Raw genomic sequence first — 19958 nt, 5'->3', positions numbered from 1 at the left:
TGAAGATGATATTCAGGCGTATATTTGTATTTCTTACACAGAGTCCGAGAATTCCTCGTCGAGGCTGAAATGCTCTCAAGTTCACGGAACGTCGAATTCTCGGCCGCCTGAGTGTGGCATGCACGATTTTGATGAAAAACGCTATCGCCCGGCGGTGAAATTTTCTTGGCGCCATGAACGACGTTCGGAGAGAGTAACGGCCACTGCAACCGAAGCGCGCGCCTTCAAGACGTACGGTGCCGACCGTTCGCATGGCCGCAAGTAGAAACAGCCCTTGTCCTGTGGAGGGCCGGCGGGTGCAAAATACAGATCTGCTGAATGAAGCTGGACCAGAGGTCCTGTGGGCTACGGCAAATCAGGTAGGCTGAGCCGCTAAAGTTTGCGCGCCCGGTGGGCGCGCAAAGCTCGTGGTAAGGTCGGTTGCTCCGGGCGGAGCAAGCGGAGCGATCAGTCGTTCGCGGTCACCTTGACGCCGAGCACCGACGGAATGGTGTTCGGTGCGCCCATGGCAGCGCCCATGATCATCGGGAACGGAACCGGCTTTTCCGGTGCCGCGCTGATCGTCAGGCTCTTCGGTCCATCGAGATAGGCGTTGACGGCGGCCGACACCTGGTTCTGCAGTTCTGGCACATTGAGCTGCGCCATCATGATCGGCACCAGGCCCTTCAGCGACTGAGCCATCTGCTCACCCGAAACGCCCTGCTGCGAACCGGCATAGTCCAGCGCCTTCTTGGTGATCGAGGCATCGTCGAAGCGGACTTCGGCGCTGTTGAAGGTCAACTGCTGCATCAGGCCCATCATGGCAAGGCCCATGGCTTGGTTCGCCTCTTCCTTGTTCGGATTGGCCTCGGCGGCCTTCATCGCTTCCTGCATGGATTTCACGAAGGCAAGCGTGTAGCCGGAAATGTCCAGGGCAAAGTTCAGCCGGCCGACGTTCTTGAAGTCGAGGGCATATTCTTCGAGTGCGACATTGCCGCTTTCGACCTCCCAGCTGCCTTTCATCGTCAAGGCGCCGTCGATCGTGGTGAGGCCGAGCTTTTCGATCGCCTCCTTGGTCTTGGCGTCCTCGACGGTCGACAGGTCGGCCTTGATGCCCGAGGCGGTCGCGTCGAAGTCGAAGCCGGCGTCATTTTCCTGGCGTGCCAGGTTCGCTTCGGTGCTTTCGAGCGAGAAGACTTCCTTGCCCTTGGCGTTGAGAGCGATCGGGCCGGTGCTGGCGCTTTCGTAGAGAAGAATGTCGTTGATCGTTCCACCGTTGGCATTGGCGGGGATCGTCAGGCCGGAAAGCAGGATGTCCTTGACCGAAATGCTTCCCTCGTCCTGGCTGACATTGACGTCAGGGAACGACACGGTTTCGGCGTAGTAGCCGCCACCTTCGGTTTCCTCGACACCTTCGAAGGTCAGATCACCGATCTTCAGGCTCGTCGGTTCGCCCGGCTGGCTGGCGACCTTCAGCTGCACGCCGGTCACCGTCACCTTGTCGCCGTCCACTTCGGCCTTGTCATAGGTGATGGAGGTGCCGTTCGCGTTCGTTGCCGCGTCGAGCTTCTTCATCAGGTCCGCGCCGTCGAGTGCGAAGGCCGGGCTGGTAAGCGTGAGGAGCGCGGCGCTCGCCATCATCAGGCGGATCTTGCGCGTGTGCATCATTGTCGAGTTCCTTCGTAAAATCTTTGATTGTGTAACTGTTTCGAAGATGAGGCGTGGCTAATCTGGTTTGTCTCCGCAGAGGGCGTCAACTGGGAGCGAACGGCAACATCCGGAAGTTTTCGGCGGCCAGTTCGTGTCTTGCAATCCCCCTCACAAATCGTCCAAATCAACTACAGCCGAAGCTATTACGAAACAGGGCGAAATTATATTCGCTTGGCCAAACCGCACATGTTCCTGGTCGGGCATGCTTTCCGGGATGCTACCAAGCGCTCGCCTCCGACGCATAGCCGTCCGACCGTTACACGAACATTGCGCCGGAGCAAGCGGATCGCTTCACGCGCCAACTGTTGGCGGGTAAGGGGTTCTCCACAATCGCATCCCCTGAAAACCTTGCTGTTCCGGGTTTGTTGCGCTAGCAAGGTCCCATGGGACAAAGCCTTAATCCCCCGTCAGGCGGGGACGACAATATTCAGCCGGTTGACCTCAAGGCGGCGCTGGAAGAGCGTTATCTTGCCTATGCCTTGTCGACCATCATGCACCGCGCGCTTCCGGACGTCCGCGACGGGTTGAAGCCCGTGCATCGCCGTATCGTGCATGCGATGAGCGAAATGGGCCTCAGACCCAACTCGTCGTTCAAGAAATGCGCCCGCATCGTCGGCGACGTCATGGGTAAGTTCCACCCGCACGGCGATGCCTCGATCTATGACGCGCTCGTGCGCCTGTCACAGGAATTTGCAATCCGCTACCCGCTCGTCGACGGCCAGGGCAACTTCGGCAACATCGATGGCGATAATGCCGCGGCGATGCGATACACCGAAGCGAAGATGACGGACGTCTGTTCGCTCCTTCTCGACGGGATCGACCAGGACGCGGTGGATTTCCGCCCCACCTACAACGAGGAGGACCAGGAGCCGACGGTGCTTCCCGGGGCCTTCCCGAACCTGCTCGCAAACGGCGCAACCGGCATCGCGGTCGGCATGGCGACCTCGATCCCGCCGCACAACGCGCATGAACTGTGCGATGCCGCGCTGCACCTCATCCGCCATCCGCAAGCGACCGTAGAAGATCTGCTTTACGATCCGGCCAATCCGCAGAAGGGCGGCATCGAGGGGCCAGACTTTCCGACCGGTGGCGTGATCGTCGAAAGCCGCGAAAGCATGGCCGAATCCTACCGCACCGGCCGTGGCGGTTTTCGTGTCCGCGCCCGCTGGGCCCAGGAGGATCTCGGCCGGGGCGGTTACCAGATCGTCGTCACCGAGATTCCCTATCAGGTTCAGAAGTCGCGCCTGATCGAAAAGATTGCCGAGCTTCTGGTTGCGCGCAAGCTGCCTCTGCTCGAAGACATTCGCGACGAATCGGCGGAAGACGTTCGCATCGTTCTCGTGCCGAAGAGCCGCTCGGTCGATGCCGGCATCCTGATGGAGTCGCTGTTCAAGCTGACCGAGCTTGAGAGCCGCATCTCGCTGAACATGAACGTGCTGTCCATGGGGCGCGTACCGCGGGTCATGGCGCTCAATGAGGTGCTCTCGGAATGGCTGGCGCATCGCCGCGAGGTGTTGCAGCGCCGGTCCCGCCATCGCCTGGCGGCGATCGATCGCCGGCTCGAGATACTCGCCGGCTATCTCGTCGCCTATCTGAACATCGACGAAGTCATTCGCATCATCCGCGAAGAAGACGAGCCGAAGCCGGTCATGATGGAGCGGTTCTCGCTCACTGATCTGCAGGCCGAGTCGATCCTCAACATGCGCCTGCGCTCCTTGCGCCGGCTCGAAGAGTTCGAGATCCGCACCGAATTCGACGCCCTGTCGAAGGAGAAGGCCGAGATCGAAGCGCTGCTCGCTTCGGAGGAGAAGCAGTGGCAGACCGTCGCCTGGGAGATCGGCGAGGTCAAAAAGAAGTTTGCCAAGGCAACCGAGATCGGCAAGCGCCGCAGCACCTTCGCGGATGCACCGGAGGCCGACGTCGAGGCGATCCAGCAGGCGATGATCGAGAAGGAACCGATCACCGTCGTCATCTCGGAAAAGGGCTGGATCCGGGCACTGAAGGGCCACATCTCCGACACGTCGTCGCTCCAGTTCAAGGAGGGCGACGCGCTCAAGGTGGCGTTCCCGGCGCAGACGACCGACAAGATCCTGGTCTTCACGACCGGTGGAAAGGTCTACACGCTCGGCGGCGACAGGCTGCCTGGCGGTCGCGGCCATGGCGAGCCGCTGCGCATCATCGTCGACATGGAGAACGACCAGGACGTCCTGACCGCCTTCGTCCATGATCCGGCGCGCAAGCTCATCGTCTCGTCGGCTGCCGGCAACGGTTTCGTCGTGACGGAAAGCGATATCGTTGCCAATACCCGCAAGGGCAAGCAGGTGATGAACGTCTCGATGCCGGACGAAACCAAGCTGGTCGTGCCGGTCAAGGGTGATCACGTTGCTGTCGTTGGCGAGAACCGCAAGATGCTCGTCTTCCCGCTCGTCCAGATCCCAGAGATGGCGCGGGGCAAGGGCGTCCGGCTGCAGCGTTACAAGGATGGCGGCATCTCCGACATTCGCTGCTTCACGATCGCAGAAGGGCTCATCTGGGAAGACAGCGCTGGCCGCGTCTTTACCAAGACGAAGGATGAGCTGATCGAATGGCAGGCCGATCGCGCATCGGCCGGCCGCGTCGTTCCGAAGGGCTTCCCGCGCAGCGGAAAGTTCAGCGGCTGACCATAAAATACCAGTCGTGCGGCCGATGGGCCGCATGGCTGGCGTCCCAATCCGGGGCATTGAATTCACGCATTAAGGTATTGGAAATACAGTCGAACTTGAGCGAAAAGCGGCGCTTGTATGTGCCGGCGTATCGTGGATGACTGCCCATCCAACAGGATGGATACGATGCCGAACGCCAATGCCCTCGACGAAATTCTCCTGGCGCTCGCCAGCCCGGTACGCCGGCGGATCTTCGAGATCCTCTTTGCCGGTGAGGCGCGTGTCGCCGATATCGCCTCGGCCGTTGCGGTGCGCGGCGAAGAATTGGAGAAGCACATAGCACTCCTCGAGGCAGCGGGCCTCATCACGCGCCTGCGGCGCCGCGAAGGCGAATCCCTAAGCGGAAATCCTGCGCCTTTGAGCGAGGCGGCCACCTGGATCAACACCAACCGCGAGCTTTGGGCGATGCGTGTGCAGATGCCGGAAACCCGGCTGGCCTCCGGCGCGCCGGAGCCTGTACCCGAGCGGACGCCGATTCGCGACCGCCGCAGCGAAACCGAACAGAAGTCGCGCCGCCCCCGGCCGACCGGTCCTCGCCGTGAAAATTGATCGATAGCGCTACTCGGCGCAGGCCACCGCGGACCTCAGCGCTCTGCTGCGCATCTGCCAGAGCGAATGGCCGATGAGGGCGAAGATCAGGATCGCGCCACCCATCAAGGTCTGCGTTGTCGGGGTTTCGGCAAAGACCAGCCAGACCCAGATCGGCGCCAGGATCGTTTCCAGCAGGTAGAACATGCCCACTTCCGGCGCCGAGAGGAAACGCGGTCCCGTCGCCAGGCAGAAGAAGGCGAGCGGGATCATCACCAGACCGTTGAAGAAGATGTAGCCGGGTTCCGCAATCGTGAATCCCGAAGGGGACAGCATCAACAGAGCGACCGCTGCCGGGAAGATCGCCGTGACCAGCGGCACCAGCGCCATGTCGCGCTTGCTTGCGCGGCTGATCGTGATCGCGCTGGCAAGCAGGAAGGCGGAGGATGCTGCCATCGCATCGCCGAAGAGGTGGCCGCTTTCCAACCCGTCCTGAACGATCAATCCGACGCCGAACACCATGATCAACATCGTCACGAGCGTGGCGTTCGATGGTCGTTCCTTCAGGAAGATCCAGGACAAAATGGCGGCAAACATCGAGGTGAAGGCGAGGATGAAGACCACATTCGCCGTCGATGTGTTGAAGACCGCGAGCAGGAACGTGCAGGAATTGACGCCGTAGAACAGGCCGACGACGAGCCCGGTCTTGCCCGGCAACAGTGAAATCTTCCGGCCGAACACGCGGTTGATCACGAACCACGCGCCGAGCGCGATGACGAACGTCGACAGGCTGCGCACCGCGAGCAGCGACCAGACGTCGCCACCGGCGGAACGGATGAGCGGGATATCGAAGGAAAGGGCAAGGCCACCGAGGCCGGTGATGGCAAGGCCGCGCCGGTGCATCGCGGCATCAGAAGATGAACTCAATGTCTAACCCGTTTTCGTAGGAGCGGCTTCCAAGGTGGCGTCTCCGCCTTCATAGCGTTCCCAGCCACGGGCCATAAGGTGTTCTTGCGGCAAAAATTTTGTTTTATACCCCATCTTCCGCGATCCCTTGACCCAATAGCCAAGATAGACGTGGGGCAGGCCGCGCTCGCGGGCGCGACGAATGTGGTCGAGAATCATGAAAGTGCCGAGCGAGCGGTCCTCTCGCGCCGGGTCGAAGTAGGAGTAGACCATCGAAAGACCGTCGCCCATGCGATCGGTCAGCGCTGCTGCGATGAGTGGCCCGCGTGCCTTCTCGCTGATGCCGTCGCCTTCGACCCGCAGGCGGTACTCGATGATCTTCGTGTGCACGTGCGTATCTTCGACCATCATTGCGTAGTCGAGCACCGACATGTCCGACATGCCGCCCTTCTGATGCCGGCGGTCGAGATAGCGGCGGAAGAGATTGTACTGTTCGCTGGAAGGCTCAGCCGGATACTCTGCCGAGATCACATCCTGATTGGTGGCAAGCACCCGGCGCATGGAGCGCGTGGGCTTGAACTCGTTGGCAAGAATGCGCACCGAAATGCAGGCGCGACAGGTCTCGCAGGCTGGGCGGTAGGCGATGTTCTGCGACCGGCGGAAGCCGCCCTGGGTCAGGAGATCGTTGAGTTCCGGCGCACGTTCGCCCACCATGTGGGTGAAGACTTTTCGCTCCATCTCGTTCGGCAGATAAGGGCAGGCTGCCGGCGCAGTCAGGTAGAATTGCGGAGACGGTGTGGTCTGTGTGTTCATCGAGTGCGGAGGTCACTCTGCGCGCGGTTGTTCATGACAATAGCATGGCGGAAGAATGGAAAACGTCAACTCACTCGTTTGCAGCTTCCGCCTCCGCCGTCCAGTTATTTTAGCGTTGCCGACAATGGGCCGCGTTCCGGTCAGTACATGTCGCGGCGGACCGTGACGGTGCCAATCAGGAGGTCGTGCAGCAGGCGGCTGCGGTCGGTAAAGAGGCCGATCAGCAGGATCAGCGGCGTCAGCAGAGCGTTGGCGATCCAGAAGATGACGAGGTGGACGATGGCGGTCAGGAAGTCCATCGGGCGCCCGTCTGTGCGGGCAATTGCCAGCCCCATCATGCGCATGCCGGGGGAGGCCTGTTCGCGGCCGCCGACCGTGAGGCCGAAATAGAGCATGGCGACGATCGCAAAGAGCGCCGGGTAAAGCATAAAGCCGAGGCCGAGCGTCAGGATGCCCAGGAAAAAGACGACGACCGCCGCCGGGATCCACAGAAGCGCGATGATGGCGTAATCGAGCAGGAAGGCAAAGATGCGTCGCGACAGCACGCCCTGATAGGCGCGCCAGTCATTGCTCGGCAGCCTCAGTTCTTCGTTGTGCATGGTCATCCGTCTAAGCCTCGCTTGGTTGCATGCAGGATATGGGATGGTGATGCCCGCAAAACAAGGATTGGAGGCTCACCACAGCGCCGCGCGTCCTATCAGACGCGCAAAGGTCGCTGTAGAAGATTGATTTGCTGCAACAGAAGCTCGCGCTTAACGGCCCTTGGCAAGGATACGAGCCACCTCGACGGCGAAATAGCTGAGGATGCCGTCGCAGCCGGCGCGCTTGAAGGCGAGCAGTGTTTCCAGCATCACCTTCTCGCCGTCGATCCAGCCGTTGGCGGCGGCGGCTTTGACCTGCGAGTATTCGCCGGAGACTTGGTAGGCAAAGACGGGCAGGCCGAAGGCCTCCTTCATGCGCCAGCAGATGTCGAGATAGGGCAGGCCGGGCTTCACCATCAGCATGTCGGCGCCTTCCTCGACGTCGAGGGCAGCATCGCGGATCGCTTCGGTGCCGTTGGCCGGGTCGATATAATAGGTCTTCTTGTCGCCCTTCAAAAGGCCGCCGGTGCCGATCGCCTCGCGATAGGGGCCGTAGAACCCGGACGCGAACTTTGTCGCATAGGACATGATGCCGACATTCTGGTGCCCGGCGGCATCGAGCGCCTGGCGGATCGCGCCGATGCGGCCATCCATCATGTCGGAGGGGGCGATGATGTCGGAGCCGGCATCCGCCTGGGCGACCGCAGCCCTTGCGATCATCTCGACGGTTTCGTCGTTGACGATCTCGCCATCGCGAAGGATGCCGTCATGGCCGTGGCTGGTGAAGGGATCGAGAGCGACGTCGGTGATGATGCCGATCTCGGGCACCGCTTTCTTGAAGGCCCGCGTCGCCTGATTGATCAGGTTGTCGGCGGCAAGGCTGTTGGAGCCGGTCTCGTCGCGCAGCCCCAAGTCGATGTTCGGGAAGGTCGCAATCGCCGGAATGCCGAGATCGGCCGCTTCCTTGACCGCTTCCACCGCTTTGTCGATGCTCATGCGGTTGACGCCGGGCATCGCCTCGATCGGCTGGACGATGTTGCTGCCCGGCACGATGAAGATCGGCCAGATCAGATCGTCGACGGTCAGGCGGTTTTCCTGCACCAGTCGCCGCGTCCAGTCGGCCTTGCGGTTGCGGCGCATGCGGCGGTGGCCGGTGATCCTGTCCACAAGATTTGTCCTGTCGTTCATCGCGCCCACGCCTTTCCGGTCAAAATCATCGTTAGCCAAGCGCTTTATCATGGGGCGGCGGCAATTGGGAACCGCGCGCTGGGCGAACGAACTGCGGCATTTCTTCTCTTCAAAAAGATAGCAGCAGGGGAGGGGAAACTGCGATCCCGCTGGCGGATGAGGAAGACCCGCCCTATCTTGCCGGCCATGCTTCATGATTCTGCCCATGTGCTGAAACCATCGCTGACCGAGATCCTCTTCGGTATCTTCCTACGTCTGGTCTCTGCCTCGTGCATCTGGTTCGCACTTAACTACTGGGCCATGCTGATCGGCTTTTCCCATGGTGGCGCCGGTCGCTTCGATCTGTTGTCGCCGGAGTGGCGCGCGGCTGCGACGGCGCTCGCCGTCGTCTATCCCGTTGCGGCGCTCGGCCTCTGGTTGCTCGTCTCCTGGGGGCCTGTGGTCTGGGTGGTCGCAGCGGCGATCGAGATCGCCATGTATGAGTTCTATCCGGCCAGTTTCGGTGCCCGGCCTTTGCTGGTCGTGCTGCATGTGGCGGTTGCCGTAACCTTCGTTCTTTTCCGGGCGGCACTCTTCTTTCTGCGCTGGCGGCAGGCCAAACAGGTAAGAGTTGATTCACCCTGAGACAGGCTCGTCAAATTGCAAGCTCTTGTTAAGGCTGCGGTTTAAGTAGAATTTTAGACGTATTCGATAGGGTCTCACTCAAGGCGGGAAGACAAACAGACACCGCCAAACAAAACAGTGAGGCAGTCAAATGAACACGAAGATGAAGCCGCAGGCGGCTCAGCCCCGAGACCCTCAGGAAGAAACCATCCGCGGTCTCTACATGGAATCCCTCCACCTCGTCGAGCGTCTGCATCGCCGTCTGCTCGACGTCATCAAGGACGAGTTCGACCGCGATGGCCGCAGCGACGTCAACGCCGTCCAGGCCCTGTTGCTGTTCAACATCGGCAACTCGGAACTGACCGCCGGCGAACTTCGCTCCCGCGGTTACTACCTGGGCTCGAATGTCTCCTACAACGTCAAGAAGCTCGTCGACCTCGGCCTGATCAACCATCAGCGCTCCCGCGTCGATCGTCGCTCGGTTCGTATCAGCCTGACGGAAGACGGCCAGGAAATCGCCGAAACCGTCGCCAAGCTCTACGAGCGCCACATCGGCTCGATCCAGAAGGTCGGCGGTATCGGTTCGGACGAGTTCACCCAGATGAACAAGCTCCTGCAGCGCCTCGATCGCTTCTGGAACGACTCGATCATGTACCGCCTGTAATCCAGGCCAAAACCTCCAGTTCAAGGGTCGGGCGCAGTCCCTGCGTGTCCGACCTTTGCCATTTGCCGGCTTCTCATCCTGTTGCGGAAAAGCCGCACCACTTCTGCGCGCCATTCCTGCGTTCGGACGGCTTTCCAAACGGAAAATATTAGAAAATCAAAATGTTGCCGTCTGCAGCTCGTCCGCCGGCTTGTCCGCTACGGCGAAAAGCAAAAGGCGTGCCATGTCGCCGTTCAACCTGTCCGAGACACGAATTGGCCATATTGCTGTGACAGCGACGACGACATGCGGTAGGTGCGGCCACGTGTTTTCTTGAGCGTGGATTCGTTTCGCGTTTCGCCTGCCGGATGAGGGTCCTCACTCGCGGTGTCGTGAAATCTTGTGAGGGCAGGGTGGCTCGTTGGTTGACCTTTGTTAACCACGATCGTGTTAGGGCTCCGGCAACGTGCGTGCCAGCGCATAGGGCGCGTGCCAACGCATTGGGATGGTAGGAATATGTCGAAAAAGAATGGAATTGATGCATTCTCGCGCCGCGCCTTTCTGCGCTCGGCAGCAACCTTCGGCGCCGTGGCAGTTGCCGGCGCGGCAAGCGCACAGGACGCCCTGAACGAGATCATCAATTCGCCACGCCGCGGCTCCTGGGACGACCAGTACGACGCCAAGGCATCGCGCACCGCGACGACGGTCGTTTCGAACACGCCGGTCTTCGGCCCGGAAACGATCGCCCACGTGCAGCAGGCAATCTTCGACTACCAGAACATCGTTTCGCAAGGCGGCTGGCCGATGGTCCAGACCAGCGTCAAGCTCGAGCTCGGCGTCACGGATCCGTCGGTGCAGCAGCTTCGCCAGCGCCTGATGGTCTCCGGTGACCTGCCGCAGTCGGCAGGCGTCTCCTCGTCCTTCGATTCCTACGTCGAAGGCGCGGTCAAGCGCTTCCAGGCTCGCCATGGCCTCCCGGCTGATGGCGTCATCGGCGAATACACGCTGAAGGCGATCAACGTCGACGCCAACACCCGCCTCGGCCAGCTCCAGACCAACCTCGTTCGCCTGCAGTCGATGTCCGGCGATCTTGGCCGCCGCTACGTGATGGTCAACATTCCGGCCGCCTATATCGAAGCGGTCGAGAACGGCCGCGTGGCGCTGCGCCATACGGCGATCGTCGGCAAGATCGACCGCCAGTCGCCGATCCTCAACTCGAAGATCTACGAGGTCATCCTCAACCCCTATTGGACCGCGCCGCGCTCGATCATCCAGAAGGATATCATGCCGCTGATGCGCAAGGACCCGACCTATCTCGCACGCAACTCGATCCGTCTGTTCGACGGCAGTGGCGGCGAAGTGTCGCCGGAAACGGTCGATTGGAACGCCGAGAAGGCGCCGAACCTGATGTTCCGCCAGGACCCGGGCAAGATCAACGCGATGTCGTCGACGAAGATCAACTTCCACAACGAGCATCAGGTCTACATGCACGATACCCCGCAGCAGGGTCTGTTCAACAAGCTGATGCGTTTCGAGTCTTCCGGCTGCGTTCGCGTGCAGAACGTGCGCGATCTTTCGACCTGGTTGCTGAAGGATACGCCCGGCTGGTCGCGCCAGCAGATCGAGGCGACCATCAAGACCGGCGTCAACACGCCGATCACGCTCGCCGAGGAAGTGCCCGTGTTCTTCACCTACATCACGGCCTGGTCCGCAAAGGATGGCGTGGTGCAGTTCCGCGATGATATCTACCAGCGCGACGGTGCCACCGAGCTGGCGCTGCAGTCGCCCTATGGCGTCGAGCAGTCGCCCGGCTCGGTCGATCAGGACGCGCTGCCGCAATAAGCGAATTTGCGACACGAGATCGACAAGCCGCGCTTCCCCTGGAAGCGCGGCTTTTTCATGCGCCAGCGCTCGCGATATTTCGGCGCGGCAGATGGGGGAAATGGCGCAATCCGCACAGCAGATATTGCTCTTGCCGTGCGAGGAAGCTAAAGAACTGCCACCCTTGAGAGGAGCCTCGCGCCGATGCTTGAACAATCCAATGACGCCTTCTTCACCCGCTCTCTGGCCGACAGCGATCCGGACATCTTCGGTGCGATCGAGAAGGAGCTGGGTCGTCAGCGCCACGAGATCGAGCTGATCGCCTCCGAGAACATCGTTTCCCGCGCCGTGCTCGAAGCCCAGGGCTCGATCATGACCAACAAATATGCCGAGGGTTACCCGGGCAAGCGCTACTATGGCGGCTGCCAGTTCGTCGATATCGCCGAAGAACTGGCGATCGAACGCGCCAAGAAGCTCTTCGGCGTCAACTTCGCCAACGTTCAGCCGAACTCCGGTTCGCAGATGAACCAGGCCGTGTTCCTGGCGCTCTTGCAGCCGGGCGACACCTTCATGGGCCTCGACCTCAACTCGGGCGGTCACCTGACGCACGGTTCGCCGGTCAACATGTCCGGCAAGTGGTTCAACGTCGTCTCCTACGGCGTACGTGAAGACGATCACCTGCTCGACATGGACAACGTTGCCGAGCAGGCGCGCAAGCACAAGCCGAAGCTGATCATTGCCGGTGGCACCGCCTATTCGCGCATCTGGGACTGGAAGCGCTTCCGTGAGATCGCCGACGAAGTCGGCGCCTGGCTGATGGTTGACATGGCGCACATCGCCGGTCTCGTTGCCGGTGGCCAGCATCCGTCGCCGTTCCCGCATTGCCACGTCGCCACCACGACCACGCACAAGTCGCTGCGCGGCCCGCGCGGCGGCATGGTCCTGACCAACGACGAAGATGTCGCCAAGAAGATCAACTCGGCCGTCTTCCCGGGTCTCCAGGGCGGCCCGCTGATGCACGTCATCGCGGCCAAGGCTGTTGCTCTCGGCGAAGCGCTACATCCGTCGTTCAAGGACTATGCGGCCCAGATCGTCAAGAACGCCCGCACGCTCGCCGAAACGCTGAAGGCAAACGGCCTCGACATCGTATCCGGCGGCACGGACAACCACCTGATGCTCGTCGACCTGCGCAAGAAGAACGCAACCGGCAAGCGCGCGGAAGCCGCCCTCGGCCGTGCGTTCATCACCTGCAACAAGAACGGCATCCCGTTCGACCCTGAGAAGCCGTTCGTCACCTCGGGCGTCCGTCTCGGCACGCCGGCCGGTACCACCCGCGGCTTCAAGGAGGCCGAGTTCAAGGAAATCGGCGAGCTGATCGTCGAGGTCCTCGACGGCCTGAAGGTCGCCAACTCCGACGAAGGCAATGCCGCCGTCGAAGCCGGCGTTCGCGACAAGGTCCTCAAGCTGACCGATCGCTTCCCGATGTACGGCTACATGTGATCGGTCGCTCATGCGCTGCCCCTATTGCGGTTCTGAAGACAGTCAGGTGAAGGATTCCCGTCCTGCAGAGGACGGGAACGCCATTCGACGCCGCCGGATTTGTCCGGATTGCGGAGGTCGTTTCACGACCTTCGAACGGGTGCAGTTGCGTGAACTGATGATCATCAAGAAGACCGGTCGGAAGGTTCCTTTCGACCGGGATAAACTTTTGCGTTCGTTCGAGATCGCGCTCAGGAAGCGCCCGGTCGATCGCGACCGCATCGAGCGGGCGGTCTCCGGCATCGTTCGGCGCCTCGAAAGCTCCGGCGAGACCGAAATTCCCTCGGAGGAAATCGGCCTGCAGGTGCTCGAAGCCCTGAAGAGCCTCGATGACGTTGCCTTCGTGCGCTACGCTTCGGTCTACCGCGATTTCTCGCATGCCGAGGATTTCGAGAAGGTCATCACCGAGATCAGCGCTAAGATCGCGCGCGATCCGGGCGAATAGGCGAAAGCTGGATAGAGCCATGGCAGGACCCACCCGTGAAGACGAGAGGTTCATGGCCGCGGCGCTGAGGCTGGCCCGCCATCATCTCGGACAGACGTCCACCAATCCTTCCGTCGCCTGCCTGATCGTCAAGGAAGGCGTCATCGTCGGCCGCGCCGTGACGGCGCGAAGCGGTCGTCCGCATGCCGAAACCCAGGCGCTTGCCGAAGCCGGCGAAAGGGCGAGGGGCGCAACCGCCTATGTGACGCTGGAGCCCTGCTCGCATCACGGCAAGACGCCGCCTTGCGCCGACGCCCTTGTCGCATCCGGCGTTGCCCGCGTGGTGATCTCGATCCTCGATCCGGATGAGCGTGTCGCCGGGCGCGGCGTCGTGCGCCTGCGCGATGCCGGTATCACCGTCGATATCGGCGTTCTCGCTGAAGAGGGGCAGCACGCACTCGAAGCCTATCTCATGCGCCAGGTAAGCCGGCGGCCCTATGTGATTCTCAAGCTTGCTGTTTCCGCCGACGGCATGATCGGCCGTAAGGGGGCAGGGCAGGTCCGCATCACCGGTCCCATCTCCCGCGGCCAGGTGCAAATGCTGAGAGCCGAGACGGACGCGATCCTCGTCGGGATCGGCACGGCGACGGCCGACGACCCGGAATTGACCGTGCGGTTGCCCGGGCTCGAAAATCGCTCGCCGCTGCGCATCGTCCTCGACCGCCGGCTCGACCTGCCGCTTTCCTCGAAACTGGTGCGAACGGCGCGGGATGTTCCTGTTATCGTGGTCTCCAGTGACGGATCCGGCGGCCCGGACGCGGATGTCGATGACGGCCGGGCCGCACGCAAGGCGGCGCTGGAGGCCACCGGCGTTGAGGTGCTCGAAGCCGGTTCGATTGCGGACCTTCTGACGGCCCTCGCCTCGCGCGGCATCTCCTCGCTGATGGTCGAAGGTGGAGCGGTCGCGGCGCGCGCCTTTCTCGATGCGGCCCTCGTCGACCGTATTCAGCTTTACACCGGGCCTGGGACGATTGGCGAAGACGGCATTGCATCCCCATTTGACCGTAAGTCCGTGCCGACAGGCTTCACGCGTGTCGCCGAAGCGCGCTACGGAGAAGATCTGTTCGAGGAATACGAAAGAGAAAACTGATGTTCACAGGCATTGTTACCGACATCGGCACCGTCGATGCCGTCACCCCGCTCAAGGAAGGCATCAAGCTGCGTGTTGCCACGAGCTATGATCCGAAGACCATCGACATGGGCGCCTCCATCGCCCATTCCGGCGTGTGCCTGACAGTGACCGCCCTGCCTGACGCTGGCAGCAACGAGCGCTGGTTCGAGGTTGAGGCCTGGGAAGAAGCGCTGCGGCTGACGACGATCGCGGGCTGGACAAAAGGCACGCGGATCAACCTCGAGAGGTCGCTGAAGATTGGCGACGAGCTCGGCGGCCACTTGGTCTCCGGTCATATCGATGACAAGGCGGAAATCCTCTCGGTGGAGTCGGAGGGCGACGCGGTGCGCTTTCGCCTTCGGGCACCGGAACATCTGGCGCGGTTTGTCGCACCGAAGGGCTCCGTCGCGCTCGACGGTACGTCGCTGACGGTCAACAAGGTCGATGGCGCCGAATTCGACGTGCTCTTGATCCGCCATTCGCTGGAGGTCACCACCTGGGGCGACCGCAAGGCTGGTGATTTCGTCAACTTTGAAGTCGACACCATGGCCCGTTACGCGGCGCGCCTGGCCGAGTTCCCGGCGCCGAAGCCGGCATGAGCGAAGTCTGAGATTCTTTGCCGAATATGTCTCAAAAAAAGCAAACCGCCCCCGATTGGGGGCGGTGGCGTTTTGAGAGGGCGATTGGCGGCTCAGCGTAGATAGAAGGTCAGGCTGCCATCGGCCGCCTGTTCAGCGCCCGCGATGTTGTTCATCTCGACGTTCTGGCCCTTCAGCTTGGCTGCAAGCGGCTTGTTGGCGTTGACCGCTGCGTGGAGGGACGAGAGTTGTTGCGGCGTGGCTTCGTCGATCCACAGTCGCGTTTGGCTCGATTCCTTGAGCGTATCGACGTCAACGACGGTGAACTGGTCGCCTTTGAATTCGCGAACCGTGTGGTCGATCTCGGCCGGCCAGTTCATCGCGGCGCCTGCCGCGTAGGAAACGCCGCCGAAGGACAGGGCGGAGAGGGCAGCGATGACGGAAAGCTTGGCTATGCGGTTCATGGTCATGCTCCTTTGTTTGCTTGCGACATCGCGACTGCCGGGCTCCTACCCGAACGGGTGACCCTTATGGGCCGCGGAGACCGGTCACCATCTCGTGCCGCAGCGGCCAGCAAACGTCGATTGCGGGTGGCGTCACCCGCATTGAGACGTGCTGGACGGTTTCGACTGATTGGGGCGGCGTTTCCTCGGCTTGGGGCGGGGGCGCGTCGTGCCAACGCCTAGAAAGCTGGCCCGGATTCTGGCCGTTTCCGTGGCGTAAAGGTCTGGAAAACAATTAAAAATTGTTCATGTTTCGGCGTGCGCACGCAACTTGTGCGTCGTCGTTGCCTTCTGATGGCGCTCGAACATGATCACGTGGTTGCCATGGTAGGTCGTCCGCCAGAATTCCTTGAAGCCATGCTTCTCCGCAACCCGGATTGAGGCACGGTTGCCGACATCGATGATGCAGGTTTTGCGGAGCGTGGGAAACTGGTGATCGGCCCATTTCAGCGCCGCACTGACCGCTTCTGTCGCAAGCCCCTGGCCATGGGCCTTTGGTGAAAGCGCCCATCCGGTCTCCATCGTGCCTTCAAGCGAGGGCGTGATGGCGCGGTGTACATCGTGAAACCCGGCTTCGCCGAGGAATGCTCCCGTTTCCCGATCCTGAATGGCAAAGAAGCCAAAGCCGAAATAGTGCCACATGCCCACCTGGCGCAGGAACCGCGTCCAGGATTGTTCACGCGTAAAAGGAACCCCACCGACATAGCGGATCACCTCGGCATCGCCGAACAGCGCTGCGTAGGAGGGGAAGTCGTCACGGCGATAGGGGCGCAGGATGAGGCGGTCTGTCTCGATGATAGGCACGCTATGCATGTTCGATCCTATGCTGTGGTGAACTCAGGCGCCCGGCTCGCCGTCCCAATAGTCGACAGTGTCTTCCGGTCTGCCGATGAAGCGGAATCGCCTCTGGCCATCAGCACTGCGCGTCTTGGCGAGGAACTTGCCCGAGTCCGGGTACTCGCAGATCTCGGTGGCCGCCATGGTCGAAATAGACAAGTATTTGAGCGCCACGCTGCCAGTGTTGATCAGGTGATGCGCCGTTTCCGGCCCGCCTGCAGGCGCGCCAAGAATGTCGCCCGGTCCAACCGCATGGCGCTCGTTGCCGAAGCGATACGTGCCTTCGCCTTCGAGGATGATGAAAAGCTCCTCCTCGACGTGGTGATTGTGGAACGGGCAGCCGGACTTGCCCGGCGGCACTTCACCGTAGCCGATACCGAGATCCTTAAGGCCCAGCAACGCGCCGAAGGAGGCGTCGCTCGATTCGAACCCTTCGCCTTTCGTCCAATGGTCGAGGTTGAGGGTCTTCGGATTGACGATCGGTTTTCGCGTTTCCGTCATGTCTATCTCCCTGACGCGTGCATTTCGCAAGAAGCATCCACGGTCCGTTCCTATCCGTGTCGCGCGATCGAGGGAACGTCAACCGACAAGCGTCGAAATTGATAAACGTTACGTTGCTTATGCCTCGATTTTGCAATCCTATGACGGTAACTGCGGTGGCGGAGCGCGCTATGCCTCAGCACGGACCGCGTCGCGTCGCCCGGAAGGCCGATCGTGTCGAGTACAGCGAGACGGGCATCTCGTAGGCGGGCCGACTGCCTGCGCATGCCGAAATCCGGTGCGGTCCGCATCATGGCGTCGCGGGCAACCGCCTCGGTGTCGAAGAGCAGCCCATCCATATCGAAGAGGACCGCTCGAGGGGCGTGGGGGAGGCGGATCGTTGATGGGTCTCAAGCATGCGGATGCCTCGTTCAATTCCTGTCTGGTACCTGAACTTGCTGTTCTGCGCTGCAAACCGCAAGCAACCATGCGATTGTGTTCGAAGCCCGGACGGCAAGGATAGCCCTTCGGGCTTGGTATTCTGGCGCTGTTCGGCGCGGCAAAAGGCCGTTTGCGGCGGAATTTGCTTGCCATTCGGCGCCGGGCATGGTTTGACCGCCGCCTGCCGGTCGCAACCGGCGACGAACTCTCAAAGACAGGTGATCCATGGCAGAGACCACGGCAGCCCACATTCTGATTGTGGAAGCGCGTTTCTATGACGATATGGCCGATGCATTACTCGACGGCGCCAAACATGCGCTGGACGCAGCCGGGGCCACCTATGATATCGTGACGGTTCCGGGCGCGCTCGAAATCCCGCCGGCGATCGCCATGGCACTCGACGGTGCTGACGAAGGCGGTACGGAATATGACGGCTTCGTCGCGCTCGGCATGGTCATTCGTGGCGAGACCTATCATTTCGATATCGTCGCGAACGAATCTTCGCGGGCCATCATGGATCTCGCGGTGAGCGAAAGCCTCGCCATCGGCAACGGCATCCTGACGGTCGAGAATGACGACCAGGCCTGGGCACGCGCCCGCCGGTCGGAAGGTGACAAGGGTGGCTTTGCTGCGCGTGCGGCGCTCACCATGATTGAATTGAAGAAGAAAATGGGCACGGAAAAGTGACGAAGACACCCTCGGATCAGCCGCTGAAGCAGGTCAACCAGCGCGGCGCCGCGCGCCTTGCCGCGGTGCAGGCGCTCTACCAGATGGACATTGGCGGCACCGGCGTGCTCGAAGTGGTTGCCGAGTACGAAGCCCATCGCCTCGGCCAGGACGTCGACGGCGACACCTATCTGAAGGCTGACGCCTCCTGGTTCCGCTCGATCGTCGCCGGCGTCGTGCGCGACCAGCGCAAGCTCGATCCGTTGATCGGTTCGGCGCTTCAGGACGACTGGGCACTGTCGCGGCTCGATTCTACCGTGCGCGCCATCCTGCGTGCCGGCACCTTCGAAATGCTGGAACGCAAGGACGTGCCGGTTCCGGTGATCGTCACCGAGTATGTCGAGATCGCCAAGGCCTTCTTCGAGGATGACGAGCCGAAGCTGGTCAATGCCGTTCTCGATCGTATTGCCAAGCAGGTTCGTAGCGAGTCCAGGAAGTAGAGTTTATGGTTGCGGTTGCTGCGGATGACATGGGGGCCACCCTTCGCGAAGCGCGCCGCAACGTTTTCCATCTGACTGCCGCGCAGGCCATTCTCGGCGTCGTCGGACCGATCTGCTTCTCCATCGGCGGTGTCGCCGGCTACCAGTTGCTGGCGGAAGACAAGTCGCTGGCAACAGCACCTCTCACCGCCTTCAACGTCGGCATGGCGCTTGGCGTCGTGCTGGTCGCGATGCTCTCGCGCCTGATCGGCCGCCGGTTTGCCTTCATGACCGGGACCGGGATCGCTGCCGCAGGCGCGGCGCTCGCCGCCGTCGCACTCTTCCGCGAAAGCTTCTGGCTCTTCGCCTTTGCTCTCGCGATGCTCGGCTCGTCGAACGGCTTCACCCAAAAGCTGCGTTTCGCCGCCGCCGATGCTTCCCCGTCGTTCTACAAACCCAAGGCGATCTCGCTGATCCTTGGCGGCGGTATCGTTTCGGCAGTGCTCGGCCCCCAGATCGTCATCTTTGCCGGAGACCTGTTCGCGCCCGTTGCCTTTGCCGGCGCCTTCGTCGTGCTGCTGCCGATCTGCCTGCTCGCGGCGTTCTTCTTCGCGCCCCTGCGGTTGCCCGAACCGGGTGCAATGGTCAAAGATCACCACCATGAGGCCGTGCGTCCTCTCGGCGCGATCATACGCAGCCAGCGCTTCGCCACCGGCATGGTCTGCGGCATCTCCAGCTATGCACTGATGACCTTCATGATGACCGGTGCTCCCGTCGAGATGGTGGTGGGCTGCGGGTTTTCGACCGAGCTCGCGACGCTCGGTATTCAGTGGCACGTGCTGGCGATGTTCGCTCCGAGCTTCTTCACCGGCTGGCTGATCAGCCGCTTCGGCGCCGAGCGCATCGTCGGCTGCGGCCTGCTTCTCCTAATGGCCTGTGCGACTGTGGCGCATATGGGCATCGAACTCTGGAACTTCTGGGGTGCGCTGGTGCTGCTCGGGCTCGGCTGGAATTTCGGCTTCATCGGCTCGACGGCGATCGTCGCCAGCAGTTACCGTCCGCAGGAAGCCGACAAGGTCCAGGCTTTCCACGACATCATCCTCTTCACCACCGTGGCGCTGTCGTCCTTTGCCTCAGGCAAAGTGCTGTCCGCCTATGGATGGGACATGCTGAACGCGGTCGTGTGGCCGGTCACCATCGTCTGCCTGGTACTTCTGCTGCTCCTGAAGCGCACACCGCGGAAGGCCGCCGCCTAACTCCATTCTCCCGACATTCAAAGTCGCCGGAGCGCCTTCTCACTGGCGTTTTCCGGGGCTTGACGATCTCCCGTTGCAACCGCACTCTGGCCGCGCCGTGGGGGGTGCTG

The 19958-nt window shown here is 61.7% G+C and carries 19 protein-coding genes and 1 pseudogene; 12 read left to right on the top strand and 8 right to left on the bottom strand.

Annotation, left to right across the window (positions count from 1 at the left end):
• Nucleotides 1-447: 447 nt before the first annotated feature.
• Nucleotides 448-1647, bottom strand: coding sequence for a hypothetical protein (locus ACTJKE_RS10670; protein ID WP_058320196.1), 1200 nt, complete (start codon nt 1645-1647; stop codon nt 448-450).
• Between the two features lie 425 nt (nt 1648-2072).
• Between ACTJKE_RS10670 and parC the strand changes: the two genes are divergently transcribed.
• A complete protein-coding gene (gene parC / locus ACTJKE_RS10665) occupies nt 2073-4349 on the top strand; it encodes a DNA topoisomerase IV subunit A (protein ID WP_440691832.1) in 2277 nt (758 codons plus the stop codon).
• A gap of 168 nt (nt 4350-4517) precedes the next feature.
• A pseudogene (locus ACTJKE_RS10660) lies at nt 4518-4844 on the top strand (helix-turn-helix domain-containing protein); the annotation flags it as partial.
• Between the two features lie 105 nt (nt 4845-4949).
• Here ACTJKE_RS10660 and ACTJKE_RS10655 read toward each other — a convergent pair.
• From ACTJKE_RS10655 to hemB, 4 genes are all read right to left on the bottom strand, one after another.
• Nucleotides 4950-5846: a DMT family transporter gene (locus ACTJKE_RS10655; RefSeq protein WP_440635467.1), complete on the bottom strand. Its 897-nt coding sequence runs from the start codon at nt 5844-5846 to the stop codon at nt 4950-4952.
• Between the two features lie 3 nt (nt 5847-5849).
• Entirely contained in the window at nt 5850-6638 is a 789-nt protein-coding gene (locus tag ACTJKE_RS10650) for an arginyltransferase (RefSeq protein WP_057252595.1), read from the bottom strand.
• A 140-nt stretch (nt 6639-6778) separates the two neighbouring features.
• Entirely contained in the window at nt 6779-7243 is a 465-nt protein-coding gene (locus tag ACTJKE_RS10645; protein WP_110878182.1) for an RDD family protein, read from the bottom strand.
• A gap of 147 nt (nt 7244-7390) precedes the next feature.
• Nucleotides 7391-8407 carry a porphobilinogen synthase gene (hemB, locus tag ACTJKE_RS10640; RefSeq protein ID WP_113479469.1) on the bottom strand — a complete coding sequence of 339 codons (1017 nt, stop codon included), beginning with the start codon at nt 8405-8407 and terminating at the stop codon, nt 7391-7393.
• Between the two features lie 186 nt (nt 8408-8593).
• On the opposite strand from hemB, the gene ACTJKE_RS10635 reads away from it, so the two are divergent.
• From ACTJKE_RS10635 to ACTJKE_RS10605, 7 genes are all read left to right on the top strand, one after another.
• Entirely contained in the window at nt 8594-9031 is a 438-nt protein-coding gene (locus ACTJKE_RS10635) for a DUF6163 family protein (protein ID WP_110878184.1), read from the top strand.
• A 130-nt stretch (nt 9032-9161) separates the two neighbouring features.
• Entirely contained in the window at nt 9162-9674 is a 513-nt protein-coding gene (gene ldtR, locus ACTJKE_RS10630) for a transcriptional regulator LdtR (protein WP_058320190.1), read from the top strand.
• A 495-nt stretch (nt 9675-10169) separates the two neighbouring features.
• On the top strand, nt 10170-11495 hold the full coding sequence (locus ACTJKE_RS10625) for a L,D-transpeptidase family protein (RefSeq protein ID WP_057252585.1): 1326 nt from the start codon (nt 10170-10172) through the stop codon (nt 11493-11495).
• A 183-nt stretch (nt 11496-11678) separates the two neighbouring features.
• On the top strand, nt 11679-12974 hold the full coding sequence (glyA, locus tag ACTJKE_RS10620; protein ID WP_093232201.1) for a serine hydroxymethyltransferase: 1296 nt from the start codon (nt 11679-11681) through the stop codon (nt 12972-12974).
• A 10-nt stretch (nt 12975-12984) separates the two neighbouring features.
• Complete coding sequence (gene nrdR, locus ACTJKE_RS10615; RefSeq protein WP_034803756.1) at nt 12985-13458, top strand: transcriptional regulator NrdR; 474 nt, start codon at nt 12985-12987, stop codon at nt 13456-13458.
• A gap of 19 nt (nt 13459-13477) precedes the next feature.
• Entirely contained in the window at nt 13478-14587 is a 1110-nt protein-coding gene (gene ribD / locus ACTJKE_RS10610; RefSeq protein WP_112994516.1) for a bifunctional diaminohydroxyphosphoribosylaminopyrimidine deaminase/5-amino-6-(5-phosphoribosylamino)uracil reductase RibD, read from the top strand.
• Nucleotides 14587-15207 carry a riboflavin synthase gene (locus ACTJKE_RS10605; protein WP_112994517.1) on the top strand — a complete coding sequence of 207 codons (621 nt, stop codon included), beginning with the start codon at nt 14587-14589 and terminating at the stop codon, nt 15205-15207. The genes ribD and ACTJKE_RS10605 overlap by 1 nt, the downstream gene beginning before the upstream one ends.
• Before the next feature lie 92 nt (nt 15208-15299).
• Here ACTJKE_RS10605 and ACTJKE_RS10600 read toward each other — a convergent pair whose 3' ends face one another.
• From ACTJKE_RS10600 to ACTJKE_RS10590, 3 genes are all read right to left on the bottom strand, one after another.
• On the bottom strand, nt 15300-15650 hold the full coding sequence (locus ACTJKE_RS10600; RefSeq protein WP_112994518.1) for a hypothetical protein: 351 nt from the start codon (nt 15648-15650) through the stop codon (nt 15300-15302).
• A gap of 285 nt (nt 15651-15935) precedes the next feature.
• On the bottom strand, nt 15936-16502 hold the full coding sequence (locus tag ACTJKE_RS10595; RefSeq protein WP_057252574.1) for a GNAT family N-acetyltransferase: 567 nt from the start codon (nt 16500-16502) through the stop codon (nt 15936-15938).
• Between the two features lie 24 nt (nt 16503-16526).
• Entirely contained in the window at nt 16527-17027 is a 501-nt protein-coding gene (locus tag ACTJKE_RS10590) for a cupin domain-containing protein (protein ID WP_057252572.1), read from the bottom strand.
• Between the two features lie 645 nt (nt 17028-17672).
• On the opposite strand from ACTJKE_RS10590, the gene ribH reads away from it, so the two are divergent.
• The 3 genes from ribH to ACTJKE_RS10575 are packed head-to-tail and all read left to right on the top strand — an operon-like array spanning nt 17673 to nt 19848.
• The gene (gene ribH, locus ACTJKE_RS10585) at nt 17673-18134 is read left to right on the top strand and encodes a 6,7-dimethyl-8-ribityllumazine synthase (RefSeq protein ID WP_440691831.1); all 462 of its coding nucleotides are present in this window, start codon (nt 17673-17675) and stop codon (nt 18132-18134) included.
• A complete protein-coding gene (nusB, locus tag ACTJKE_RS10580; RefSeq protein WP_058329384.1) occupies nt 18131-18613 on the top strand; it encodes a transcription antitermination factor NusB in 483 nt (160 codons plus the stop codon). The genes ribH and nusB overlap by 4 nt, the downstream gene beginning before the upstream one ends.
• A gap of 5 nt (nt 18614-18618) precedes the next feature.
• On the top strand, nt 18619-19848 hold the full coding sequence (locus ACTJKE_RS10575; RefSeq protein WP_162727978.1) for an MFS transporter: 1230 nt from the start codon (nt 18619-18621) through the stop codon (nt 19846-19848).
• The last annotated feature ends 110 nt before the right edge of the window (nt 19849-19958 follow it).

Origin of the sequence: Ensifer sp. 22521, assembly GCF_052044795.1 — a bacterium.
In the GTDB taxonomy this organism is placed as follows: Bacteria; Pseudomonadota; Alphaproteobacteria; order Rhizobiales; family Rhizobiaceae; genus Ensifer.
This window is presented reverse-complemented; position numbering and strand designations above follow the sequence as displayed.

Coding starts and splice junctions, on each gene's coding strand:
- ACTJKE_RS10670 (WP_058320196.1), bottom strand. CDS start 1,647: ATGATGCACACGCGCAAGATCCGCCTGATGATGGCGAGCGCCGCGCTC.
- parC (WP_440691832.1), top strand. CDS start 2,073: ATGGGACAAAGCCTTAATCCCCCGTCAGGCGGGGACGACAATATTCAG.
- ACTJKE_RS10650 (WP_057252595.1), bottom strand. CDS start 6,638: ATGAACACACAGACCACACCGTCTCCGCAATTCTACCTGACTGCGCCG.
- ACTJKE_RS10645 (WP_110878182.1), bottom strand. CDS start 7,243: ATGACCATGCACAACGAAGAACTGAGGCTGCCGAGCAATGACTGGCGC.
- hemB (WP_113479469.1), bottom strand. CDS start 8,407: ATGAACGACAGGACAAATCTTGTGGACAGGATCACCGGCCACCGCCGC.
- ACTJKE_RS10635 (WP_110878184.1), top strand. CDS start 8,594: ATGCTTCATGATTCTGCCCATGTGCTGAAACCATCGCTGACCGAGATC.
- ldtR (WP_058320190.1), top strand. CDS start 9,162: ATGAACACGAAGATGAAGCCGCAGGCGGCTCAGCCCCGAGACCCTCAG.
- ACTJKE_RS10625 (WP_057252585.1), top strand. CDS start 10,170: ATGTCGAAAAAGAATGGAATTGATGCATTCTCGCGCCGCGCCTTTCTG.
- glyA (WP_093232201.1), top strand. CDS start 11,679: ATGCTTGAACAATCCAATGACGCCTTCTTCACCCGCTCTCTGGCCGAC.
- nrdR (WP_034803756.1), top strand. CDS start 12,985: ATGCGCTGCCCCTATTGCGGTTCTGAAGACAGTCAGGTGAAGGATTCC.
- ribD (WP_112994516.1), top strand. CDS start 13,478: ATGGCAGGACCCACCCGTGAAGACGAGAGGTTCATGGCCGCGGCGCTG.
- ACTJKE_RS10605 (WP_112994517.1), top strand. CDS start 14,587: ATGTTCACAGGCATTGTTACCGACATCGGCACCGTCGATGCCGTCACC.
- ACTJKE_RS10600 (WP_112994518.1), bottom strand. CDS start 15,650: ATGAACCGCATAGCCAAGCTTTCCGTCATCGCTGCCCTCTCCGCCCTG.
- ACTJKE_RS10595 (WP_057252574.1), bottom strand. CDS start 16,502: ATGCATAGCGTGCCTATCATCGAGACAGACCGCCTCATCCTGCGCCCC.
- ACTJKE_RS10590 (WP_057252572.1), bottom strand. CDS start 17,027: ATGACGGAAACGCGAAAACCGATCGTCAATCCGAAGACCCTCAACCTC.
- ribH (WP_440691831.1), top strand. CDS start 17,673: ATGGCAGAGACCACGGCAGCCCACATTCTGATTGTGGAAGCGCGTTTC.
- ACTJKE_RS10575 (WP_162727978.1), top strand. CDS start 18,619: ATGGTTGCGGTTGCTGCGGATGACATGGGGGCCACCCTTCGCGAAGCG.